This window comes from Gammaproteobacteria bacterium (genome assembly GCA_034522055.1).
Classification (GTDB): Bacteria; Pseudomonadota; Gammaproteobacteria; order JAABTG01; family JAABTG01; genus JAABTG01.
Genome location: JAXHLS010000006.1, coordinates 273,098 through 284,588, shown reverse-complemented (window position 1 = coordinate 284,588; position 11,491 = coordinate 273,098). Strand labels below are relative to the sequence as shown.

Here is an 11,491-nt window from a genome sequence, read left to right as displayed (position 1 = left end):
AAGATGGCTCAGGCTGTGCGGTAGTCCTGCGCCCGATCCGGGTGGTAGAAGGGGGCGTGGTAGGCCACGCTGCTCTCCACGGGGCCGCCGGCGAGGGTGTTGTCCCTGAGCTTCTCGGTGATGGTATCTTCCTCCAGGTTTTTCACGTCCCCCCAGCCGGGGGCCGTAGATACCGATGACACATCAACTGGGCATTCATGCCTGTCCCTTGCGGGCCATCCCAAGCCCCAGGCGATAGAGTTCAGGTACGCGATACCGCTCCGGAGCACGCTCGGTGCCTTCATGGATACCCAGAAGGCCGACCTCCAGCGCAAGGTCAAGCAGCTCCGTATTCATGCCCGAAACGGAATCGGCTTCGGCCGCGTTGAACGGCGTTTTGCCGATTTCGCGAAGCGCATCGAACACCGGCTCCAGCTCCTTGAATTCCTCCAGCATGGCATCCAACGCCTGCTTGGAGACGTCGGGCAGCACCTTGACCAGGGTATTGGGCCGAATGAGACTGCGTTGATAAGACGATGTCTTCTCTTGGTTCTTCTCCCAGTCGATAGCCTTGGAGAACAGCTGAAGCAGGTGGCGGGGAGCGTGGTCGTCGTTAGCATCGCCGAGACGCTTCCAGACCCAATTTCTGGTGAAGGCAGTGTTGCCGCCGCTCATCCGGGCACCGACCACAAGCTCCCAGACGTTAACCGTGTCCTGATCCCCCCAGTCCTCCACCGGTACATCCTCCACCCGTTTGGATTTCGGAATGTTCCTCTCTACATACTCCCGGAGCTTGTCTGAGCGCCAGAGCTGTTTGAGCAAGACCTTAAGGAAAGTGATCTTATCGCTCCAGCGCAAGGCCACAGATCGGCCGTAGAGATGGCTTTTGTTCTCAAAACGTAGATCACGCCAGATATCCTCCCGAAGCATGATTTTGAAACGGATGTTTTGAAGCTGCTTTTCCCACTCGATTATGAGCGCTAGCAGGCCAACGAGGGCTCGCTCGCGCCGTTCGCGGTCCTCCCTCTCATTGCCGAACCCAACATCCAGGCCGTCCCAAACCAGGTAAAGGGGACGTTCCAGACGCTTATCGATCCATTGCAGCGCCTCCTCCAATAGCAGGTCCGCCTTCGGATCAGTCAACAAGGACTTTAGCCAGTCCAGTAAGGCCGTGGCATCGCCTATCGGGCTCGCATTTGGCCGCTCAAGCGAGCTTGGCAGCTCGGCCTCATCCATTGAGTTGACGATACCGACAATGAGATAGGCTGCCCAGAACGATTGCCAAGTCATTCGGCCGGTCTGGACAAACTCCTGGTCAACGCGGCGAAACCCAGAAGTAGTCAAGTGCCATTCTCTTTTTGCACTGCCATGTGGAGGATGCACAATGGAGGAGTCAGTGCCTTTCGGGGGTAGCTCCGACAGTTTGCGGAACAACGCCGTCTTGCCAGTCCCCTTGCGCCCTAATATAACCGGATAGTCGGGTTTGAGAGCCCGCCGCACCACATCAGTTTCGATGAATACCGACAGCAGCTCCTCTTGGTCTTCGGCCGCACCGGTCTCTACTTGCAGATCGTCGAGAATATCCGTTTTGGTCGTCGCATCTGACGGTGCTTCCGTTGTCTCTACACTTGGCATCAGAAAGCCGTTGATCCAGCCGGCGACCCGCCCGTAGGGTCCACCGGTTGTCGACCCCTCGTCGACCACGTCAGTCGACCACTCGTTGATCACGTCACTCGCGGCTATTACCTCCCGATAAGGGACGGCAGTGGTCATTTCTGCTTCGTCCAGTTCCAGCAAGCCGGCTGACACCCGCGGTTTCTGTACCGGCTCAATCCACTCCGATACCCATTCAAGGGCCCGGTGCCATAGGCGTTTTTGAACCTCTGGCGAACCGGTCGGTAACGGGCCAACGATAAAACGGATTTCCGGTCCAACCGCTTGGCCGTAAAACTCCATGCCACGGCGGTTGCTCGCCGCCAATAGGCCTTCCACGAGCGCTGCGGTACCTCGTTTGGCCTGCGCGTTTGGGAACAGCGACACCATTGCCAGATCCGCCTGTTCGAAGAGGAGCGGCGCACTGATCGCACTAATACCCGTGCGTGAGTCGATCAACACTACATCCGGCACGAAAGGCAGCTTCGTTCGTACGCCATCTAGCAAGTCGCGCAGCGGGTTCTCATCCTCTGTGTACCAGGCCGCCGGGTCCAATAGGCGCAGATTTCGCGCATAGGCGGCGCCGGGAAGGCCTGCCGGGAGCAAGAACAACCGGCCGTTCTCATCCACCGGCAACAAATGGTCCGGGAAGTCCGGCTGAAGCCCCTGATCGAGTGCCAGCAGCAGCTCAACAATACCTTGGTGGTCACCGAGCTGCCCCTCGACGCCGAACAGGGAGGCCAGACCGGGCGCCTCGAGGTCCATGTCCAGGCATACGACCTTCAGGTCCTGCTCCGCAAGCAACCGAGCGGTAATTGCCAAGGCAGTCGATCGCCCGACACCACCACGGAGTGAATAGAAAGTAGCGGTCACAGGGCGTGAGAGTTCCTCGGGGCAGTCACTCAGAAAGACCGCGAGCTGAGATTCCGACCGGCGTTCTGCGCCCCGCGCCAGGCTCTCCGGCCAGAGCGGTAAGGACTTGTTCTCGGATCTCGGGAACGACTCGGCATCCGCCTCTTCTGCGGGTGCTAACAACTGCCGCCAACTCAGGGGCTCACCCTCCATCGCGTTCCGCAACAGCCCGCGTCGTTCGCCTTCCGCCATCCCCTCGAAACCCGCTGCTACGATGCGAACCTGCCAACCGCCATATGGATCTGCTGCAACCCTCAAAGTATCGGGATCCACTCCTTCACTTTCTAGGGCCCTGCGAATTCGCTGCTCGATCTCTGTTGGGGTCATCATCGTCTAGTCCTAGAACTGCGTTGGCGGGCGATCAACTTACTGACATAGGCTTGAAGCTTTCCAGCCGCCTCCACGCATTTCTTCGAGCTTGTGATTGGTGGGTCGGCCATTCGACGGTAGCGCCAATCCACGCTCCAATTCTCGATCAACCACGATTGATCTTGTGCCGGGGCGGCTCTGCTCAGTTGCAACCCGGCCATACGCATCAGATTCAGCAAGTCATGTCCATCTCGGCCTTTCGGGATCGCTGTTTCTTGAAAATCTAAATAGGCCTTGAGACCACACTCTACACCGTACCCTGCCAGATAAGCGGCGCCGACGGAATTCGGCACTCCTTGGTTCACCGCCCTAGCATCTTCAAGTCGCTCCTTTGCCACGGCCATCCACTCATCAACGCTCTTGGGGTCCATCTGTCATCTCGTCCTATTCTTTGGTTTCCTGCTCATGCATCGCCGCCCGCCGTTTCGGCGCTATTGGCGATTGTCCCGAAAAAAATCCCAGGCCACCCGGTAGTCCTGCTCCCGGTCCGGGCGGTAAAAGGGGGCGTGGTATTCCACGGTGCGCTCGAACGGTCCGCCGGGCAGGGTATCGTCCATGAAGATCTTCGTGACCACGCCTTCCTTCATGTCGCGCACGTCCTCCCAGCCGAGGGCGATGCCCTGCTCGGTGCGGCCCGGGGCCTGGATGCCGTAGTGGATGCCATCCCCCGGGTCCTTCTTCCGCGCCTTACGCGGCAGCCCCACGTTCACCAGGCCCTTGCTGGGGGTGAAGACGATGCGGCCCTTCATGTCGTACCTGGTATCGGCTTCGTTCTGTCGCATGACAGGGAACTGGACACGGTAGACAGTGAGCAACTCTTCGAGGGTGAGCCCCAGGGCCTGGGCTACCAGGACGTCGATCTCCAACAGGGCCTGGCGGCGGGAGTAGTCGGTGCGGAGGGCGCAGTGGCGGTTCCAATCAGGTCTGAGTTCGCTAAAAAATTCGACAGGTAAGCGGATAGCTGCATCCGACGTAGATGCGACCGCCCAGGACGAACTCCGAAATTCATCTCGCCAAGAACCTTTCCACAACTCAGCGAAGTGCTTGGTCAGACACGTGAGAACCAAAATTCTCGCTAGAAGGGGGATTGAATCCTCCGCCTCAGAGGGAATAGCAAGCCATTTTGCAAGATCACCTCTGAAATCACTCTTCCCCGTCGTCTTTACAAAGAAATCAAAGGGTAGAGAAGCCCAAAGTGAAGCTAGAATTGGAACGAGGGTCAAACTCTTCAACGCGACACTGAACACGCCGTCTATGTGTGCCGTCTGCTTAGGCATCAGCGAGCCTTGAAGAGTACGCTCGCCAGATTGACTTAGTCCGCGACTAACGTTGACACGGAAGCATTCCGTTGCGCGCCTTGGCTCGCTCTCCCCCGGCTCGATCCACGGCACTTTCGGCGTTCGCGCGGCATACTCGTCCGGCGAGCAGGCGGGGACGTAGTTGGTGCGAGGCAGGTAGTCGTCGGGCAGAGTCTCCAAGTCTAGCCTCTCATACGCTCGATGCGTCTCACATACGCGTTTTGGAGTCTGGAAGAAGGGATTGCCGACGAAGAAGTGGGGACCGGAGAGGACCCACTCCTTTGCATCCTTGGGGAAGCGAGTCTCGCGGCGAATGGTGCCGTCTCGCTGCGCATAGGTTTCGTCGAACATGACCGTGGAGAAGTACTCGCCCTTGAGGTCCCCCAGCCGGCGTGGCTGGGCGGCGAATTTCTCCAGCACTGAAAGAAGCTGACGGGTATGCAGGGTAGGCAGTCGTGCTTCCATGGCGGGAGTGCCTTCCTCGTCATAGAGGCGTGCGAAAAGGTCCAATTCTTTCTTGCTTACAGGAACGATCCGGTCCCTATGGCCTTCCTCATTCCAATCAGACCCGTCCTCGGTCTTAATTCCGCCTGGGATACCACTGCCATCGTGGTTCATGCAGAAGTCAATGGTGCGAGCTGCAAATAGGTTCGCCAAAGTAATGAAGTCTGGGATATCACGCGCATCACAACCATAAAGATTGATACTGAACGTGTTTCGATTACCGATGGGGAACAGCTTTCTTTCATTTTGGAACTGAAAATGTGCCTTCAGGCGTGAGTAGACCTCCGTTCGAAAAGAGCCACCTCTCGGATCGTCGTAAATCCCTTCCGGGTGGAGAAAACCCGCGATACTCTGGTCGTTGCCAATATGCCACGCGCGTGGCAGGAAGCACTTATACAGGTTAGTCTGCACTCCCCGCAGCTCGGGATAGTTCACCTGAGCGTTTAAAAAGTTCTGCGCCCCCTCCGCCTCCTCGTACTCGGTCCGCCAGGCGGCGGCGAGTTCTGGCAGGCGGTGGAAGGTTTCCTCCCGCAGCTCGTTGAGCCTGCTGGCCGTGAACTTGCGCAGCACGAACAGGGGCTCGTGGTCGCCGAGCACCCCGCTCTCCTCCCACTCCACCTTGATCCACGGCGGATTCCCCAGCACCAGGTCGAAGCCGCCGTGCCCGGCGAAGATATCCGCGAACTCCAGCTCCCAGTGGAGGAAGCGGCGCCTGCCGGCCATTTCGTGGGCCTGCCGGAGGCGCGGGAAAGCCTTGAACAGGGCCTCCAGGTTCACCACCCCGAAGCGATTGATGAAGCGCCTGCCCTCCTCCTGGTCCTGGGTGGGCGGGAACAGGTCCCGCACCTCGTACTTCGGGCCGGCGGCCACGGTGTCACCCAGCAGCAGGTTCTCCAGGTCGAACAGGAACTCCTCGCGGTCCGGCAGGTCCTCGTGGCGCTCGAGGGGCCAGAACCACAGGGCGCACCAGTAGTCCATGGCGAGCTTGAGGCGGCGATAGGCCGTAGCGTTCTTCTGGTACAGGGCATAGAGTTCGCCGGCCAGGGCCTCGTCCTTGAAGGAAAGGCTGGTCCGGGTGCCACTGGCCTCATGGCCGTAGACGCCGTAAGGATCGGTGGTGCGCGCGCGCAGGCGGCCCAGGCTCGCGGCGTGCTCGTCCCACAGGGCGTCGATGCGGGCGGACAGGATCTCCAGGCGCTCCCGCTCCTCCCGGGAGAACGGCCGGGTGAACTCCCGGCGCCAGCGGTCCATGGCCTTGATCTCCTCGCGATGCAGGGCCTTCGCCACCTTGTCGGTGTAGCGGGCCATGCCGGTGTTGGGCACGAGGAAATGCCATACGCGGCCGTCCGGCCGCGGCTGGCCCAGGGGGGTGCGCTCCGGGGGGCACTTGAGCCAGGACTCGGGGTCGCTCGCGCGCCTGGCGAGACTCGACGACGGGTAGGTCTCGCGGCGGGCGCCGATGAGGGAATCGCCGTTCACCAGCTGGAGGCCGAACCAGGGCACGAAGCGGTCCGCGGACAGGGCGTTCAGCCACAGGGACACCTCGGCCAACTCCACTGCCACAGGGTTGAGGTCCACGCCGAAGACATTGTTGTCGGCGATGAACATCTTCACCCGTTGTTTCTCGCGGGCATAGTCGGCCTGGCTGATACGTTCATCCCGGGCGCTCTGGGCCAGGGCCAGGTACTTGTCGGCGAGTTGGTCTATGGCCTCGTTGAGGAAGGCCGCGGAGCCCATGGCCGGCTCGCAGATCTTGAGCCCGAGCACCCGCTCGGCGCGGGCGGCATCATCGGGCAACGGGTCCAACTGCTCCTTGTAGAGTTCGGCCAGGGCGTACTTCACCAGGCTGCGGGTGAGGACCTCGGGGGTATAGTAGGACGCCGACTTCTGGCGGTCCCGCCCCGCCAGGCGGTACAGGAACCGCCCTTTGGGGTGACGGCGCAACACGCGGTGGCCGGCCTCGTCGCGGTCGTAGACCCGCTCGCCGTCCTTGTAACGCTCGATCTCTTCGGCCTTGACGAAGTAACCGGTGTCCAGGGCATCCGGGTTGGGGTCGCCCGCACGCTTGACCTCGTAGAGGTCTTCCGTGGCAAAGAACCCCCGGTAGGAGAGCAGAGCCTCGTAGACGGCCCCCAGCTGGTTGATGCCGAGGCGGGCGTAGGAGATCCGCCCGCGCCGCCGGCGCCCCCTGGCCGGCCGGGACAGGGACATGAGGCGGATGATCTGCTGCAGGGTGACGTTGGTGAACACCACCCGGTTGAGAAGGGGTGTGCGCTCCGGGTCGAAGAGATGGGAGGGCAGGGGCGCCATGGTGAAGGCGTCGCCACCGGTGTTACGGGCCAGCAGGTCCCCCTGGGCCTGCTGATAGCCTTCGTGGACCAGCCTGAACAGGGTCCGCAGGGAATCGTGGAAGTAGCGGCCCTGCTGCTCGGCAGATTGGGTAAGGGAAACCAGCTCCAGCTCCCGCAGGTGGTCCAGGCTGTAGCCGGTGAGGTAGGTCTCCGAGGCCATGGGGGCGTAACCCAGCTCCGGGCGGGCCTCGATGTAGAAGAGGAACAGCAGCCGGTACATGTAGCGCAGGCATTCCAGGCTCAGCTGGCCCGGGTCCAGCTGGCCCGAATAGATGCCCTTCTTCTGGGCCTGGGCGGTGGCGATGAGTTGGCCGGCGGCCTCGTTGCCCAGCAGCTCGATGCACTCGCGCAAGGCGTACTTGAGGTCTTCGGAGACCCCGTAGGCATGCTTGTGAGCGCTCTCCTCCAGGGTGTCCAGCAGGCTCTGGCCGTCACCCGCCACCAGGGAATCCCGGTGCACCAGGGCGCTGGCGGCCTTGAGGGCCTCGGTCTCGCGGCGGGTGAAGAGTTCCACCCAGTCGAAGCGCAGCACCCTGCCCTGGGCGAGCTTGGCGCGGTCCACCAACAGCCACTGGCGGGGGCTCGCCAGCAGCACCCAGCGCGGCGGGCGAGGCTGGGCGAAGATGAAACGGGCGAGCGCCCCCTGCCAGTCCACCAGGCCGCTACCGTCGGCCAGCACCTTGGGCACCGGCGTGGGGCCCAGGGTGAGGAACTGCTGCTCCTGGAGAGGCACGGCCAGGGGATCCGTGTCCGGCTCCTCCAGGGGCACCGCCTGGACCGCCCACAAGAACGGCGCACCGGTGGCATCCTGGTACTCCGCCAGCACCGGGAACTCCGCCTCGTCGCCGGCAGGGACCCGGCGCGGCGACCAGTCGTAGCCCAGGGCCGACAGCAACTCCCGCACCAGCTCCCGCTGGGCCTCCACGCGGCGCTGCGGGTCGCGCTCGCGCTCCAGCATGGAGAGCCCCTGGACGTAGGCGTGGCCCATGCGGCCGAGACGGTTCCACGGCGCCAGCTCGTGGTCCGGGAGCTGGCCCTTCCTGCCGGAGTCCTCGGCGGTCTGGCGGGCCGCGGTCTCGGCCTGCTGCCACTGGTCCATGGCCTCCTTGATGTCGCCTAGAAAAACCTCGGAGAGGTAATGCTCGGAGTAGAACTCGTTGTCGTTGATGATCCCCGCCCAGGTCACGGCTGTGCCTCCTGCCCCGTGAAGGCGGCGATGACCTGGAGGTAGGGTTCGTCGGCGGTGAGCTGGGTATCCTCCAGCCAGTCTTCGTAGTCCTGGAAGATGCGCTCGATGTGGGCCATGCGCTCATCACGGCGCCGCGCCTTGAAGGTATCGGGCTGGTCGCTGGCGGCCAGCTCGAGATCGAGCTGTTGAACATGGTGTTGCTTGAGGCTGTCCATGGCCTCCATCTGCCGATTGAGCTGCTCGTTTATCCCCACTTCTTCCCTTTTTTTGTGGGCACGCAGGCGCTCGTCGGCCCGATCCACGACCCCGGGCAGCTGCTCCTGCAGGAAGCGGGTATCACCGGCGATGCCCCGGTTGGGCACCTGGCCGGGGGCCAAGCCGAGGCGCGCGATGAAGGGTTCCAGCGCCAGCTCTTCCACCACCTCGCCGTCGCGAAGAAGGACGCCGAGCCAGGATTGGACCAACAGGTAACCGCGGCGATTGGGGAAGCCGCCCTGGACGAGGAAAGCGGACTCATTGGCGGCCAGCCGGCCCGGCAAACGCAGGACCGGAGCGGTATGGCGGCCGAAGGCGTTCAGGGCCCGGTCGGCCAGCCACTCCATCACCGGGTGCAAAGGCCAGAGATACTGACGCTGGGCCCAGAGGCTGTCCTCGTCCCGGCGCTGGCGCAACTCCTCCTGGATGAGCCGGGTGTCGGCGCTGAGGATGAAGCGGTCGCCCTCGGGGCGGGACTCGGGCGGCAGGCGGCGCAGGCGCTGCTGGAGGTCTGGCGGGGCGGTGAGGGCCACGCGGCGGGCTTCCTGGTTCACCTCGGCCTGGAGCAGCACGCCGCAGGCCCGCAGCCACTCCAGGGCGGCGGCCGCATAGTGGAAGTCGTCCTCGTAGAGACTGAAACCCTCTGCCGCCACCTCCGTCAGGGTCCTGCTCGGGGTGGCGGGCGGAGTGAACTGTTTCAGCGGCGCAGCCGCCGCGGCCTGCTGGGTATCGAGGATCCGGGCGAACAGGGCCGCCAGGTCATCGTCTTGCTGCTCGATGATCTCCGCCACCTTGTCCTCTTCCCCTTCCACCGTGTACTGACCGAGGAACTCGGAAGGGTCGCCGATATTGTGTTGGGCCTGCTCGTCCTTCTCGATGAGGATCTCCAGCACCCGCTGCTCGCCCTGGATGCGCGGGTTGGTGGATTCCGTGATCAGGTAACGGATCTGGGGCCGGTGCTGCTGGCCGTAGCGGTCGATGCGGCCGTTGCGCTGTTGGAACAGCATCAGCGACCACGGGACGTCGAAATGGATGAGGCGGTGGGACAGGTGATGGAGATTGATGCCCTCCGCCGCCACGTCCGAGCACAGCAGCAGGCGGACAGGACTGTCCCCGCGTCCGAAGGCCTCCACCACCTCCATCAACTCACGGTCCGGCCGATCGCCCCGGAGCACGTCGAGTTGGCCCTTCTTGAGCCCGAGATCCTTGGGGAGCCGTGCCTCCAGGAACTCCAGGGTCCTGAGGCTCTCGGTGAAGAGCACCAGGCGGTCCCCGGGTTCGTTGGGTGTCCAGCCAAGGCCCTCGCCACCATCGCCGAGGAGAGCGAGGAGGCGCTGGTACTTGCTGAAGCGTGCCGGTGCGATGGCCTCCACGGCCAGGCGCAGCCCGTGGAGCTTGTCCAGATCAGCCGCGATCTCAGGCGTGGGCTGCCGCTGCTCCAGGCGTCGTGTCCGGTTCTCCAGGGTGCCGAGACAGGCCGCGGGACTGGAGTAGAGGGCCTTCTTCAGGGTGGTGCGGAAGAGTTGGGCTCCGCCCCCGCCCCGACGGCCATCCAGTGTATGGAATGTAACGCCCTCCAACTCGGCGTAGGCGGCCTCTTCTTCCAAGGAAGCCGGCGTCTTGACCACCGCTATCTGCCGTTCCGGCAGGTGGCCCCCGAGGTCGTCCTTGACGTCCGCCTTGAAGCGACGGATGACCAGGCCCTTGTCCCGGAAATCCTCGTGTTGGTAGTCGTCCGGGTTGGCGATGGCCGTAGGATCCAGCATGTTCACCAGGCTGGCAAAGCTCCGGGCCTTGCCATCGTGGGGGGTAGCCGAGAGCATGATCAGGGTATCCGAGCGGGTGGCCAGCAGCCGCGCCAGGCGGGCGCGTTGAGAACGGCTGCCCCGGTCGGCCACGTTGTGGGCCTCGTCGATGATGATGATGTCCCAGTGGGCCTGTTCCAGGTAGTGGCGGTACTCGATGTCCTGCTTGAGGGTGTCGATGGAGATGATGCTGCGGTCGAAGTAGTGGAACGGATTGTGGTTGGCGGGAATGCGGTTGCGCACCCGCTGCAGACCGAGGGAATCCAGGCGCACCAGGGGGATGGTGAATCGGTTCCAGAACTCCTGCTGGAACTGGGCCAGCATGGATTTGACCGCCAGCACGAGAATGCGCCGGCCGCGCCCCCGGGCGATGAGTTCGGAGACCAGGATCCCGGCCTCCAGGGTCTTGCCGAGACCCACGGCGTCGGCGATAAGGATGCGGGAACGGGGCTGGCTGAGGGCCTGCACCGCCGGGTCCAGCTGAAACGGCAGGGGATCGAGAGCGGCCCGGTGGCCCATGTGAATCCGCTTCCCAGAGACGGGGGTCTTGCGGATAACCGTGTCGAGATAGAGCAGGCTGGCGAGATAACCGCTGGCGGTGTCGTCCTCGAGGACCGTATCCCGAGGGTCCAGCACCCGGACCTGTCCCTCCAGCCTGGTGAGAAAGCGCGCCTCCCGCCCGCGCACGAGTTCGGACAGCCCCTCACAAGTGAGCAGATGACCTCCGTCGGAACTCCGGTCCACCTGCCGGACCCGCCACTCGGCATCTCGTATCTCGACCCGCATCCCGGGCGAGTAGTGCGCCTCCACCCCTGCTCCTTATCGCATCCGTGTCTGGCACTCTTATTGGGCGACAGAGAATTTCCTAACAGCGGCCCTGGATAACGCAAACATTACGTGTCCAGGTCGTTATTTTGTTTGATTAATTATCTTCAGAATCCTGCGCCTACGGGGACATCTGGGTCAAGCGGCCCACGCCATGCTATGGGGCTATCGCGTTCCGGGCTTGAGCCTCCTATTTGACCACGACATCAATCGCGCAAACCAATTTCATAGACCAGGCGAACCTTCGCTGGCCGCTTGATGCTGCGGTAGGCGGATGTCCTGGCCGACCGCAATCCCTAACGAGTCCGCGGCAGCCTGAACAGCGATACCAAGCTGCAGCTTGGCTTTCAG

5 protein-coding genes are annotated in these 11,491 nt (G+C 62.9%); all 5 read right to left on the bottom strand.

Annotation, left to right across the window (positions count from 1 at the left end; translation table 11 throughout):
* Positions 1-8 precede the first annotated feature (8 nt).
* The 5 genes from U5S82_19930 to U5S82_19910 are packed head-to-tail and all read right to left on the bottom strand — an operon-like array spanning position 9 to position 11,101.
* On the bottom strand, positions 9-146 hold the full coding sequence (locus U5S82_19930) for a hypothetical protein (GenBank protein ID MDZ7753847.1): 138 nt from the start codon (positions 144-146) through the stop codon (positions 9-11).
* Positions 147-195: 49 nt separating this feature from the next.
* Entirely contained in the window at positions 196-2,874 is a 2,679-nt protein-coding gene (locus U5S82_19925; protein MDZ7753846.1) for a ParA family protein, read from the bottom strand.
* Positions 2,871-3,284, bottom strand: a complete 414-nt coding sequence (locus U5S82_19920; GenBank protein MDZ7753845.1) for a hypothetical protein — start codon at positions 3,282-3,284, stop codon at positions 2,871-2,873. The genes U5S82_19925 and U5S82_19920 overlap by 4 nt, the downstream gene beginning before the upstream one ends.
* 60 nt (positions 3,285-3,344) lie before the next feature.
* A complete protein-coding gene (locus U5S82_19915; GenBank protein MDZ7753844.1) occupies positions 3,345-8,252 on the bottom strand; it encodes a hypothetical protein in 4,908 nt (1,635 codons plus the stop codon).
* A complete protein-coding gene (locus U5S82_19910; GenBank protein ID MDZ7753843.1) occupies positions 8,249-11,101 on the bottom strand; it encodes a DEAD/DEAH box helicase in 2,853 nt (950 codons plus the stop codon). Before U5S82_19910 ends, U5S82_19915 begins: the two co-directional genes overlap by 4 nt.
* Between the last annotated feature and the right edge of the window lie 390 nt (positions 11,102-11,491).

What these genes read in the sequence shown, in the direction of transcription:
- U5S82_19910 (MDZ7753843.1), bottom strand. Translation starts at nt 11,101, where the DNA reads ATGCGGGTCGAGATACGAGATGCCGAGTGGCGGGTCCGGCAGGTGGAC.
- U5S82_19920 (MDZ7753845.1), bottom strand. Translation starts at nt 3,284, where the DNA reads ATGGACCCCAAGAGCGTTGATGAGTGGATGGCCGTGGCAAAGGAGCGA.
- U5S82_19925 (MDZ7753846.1), bottom strand. Translation starts at nt 2,874, where the DNA reads ATGATGACCCCAACAGAGATCGAGCAGCGAATTCGCAGGGCCCTAGAA.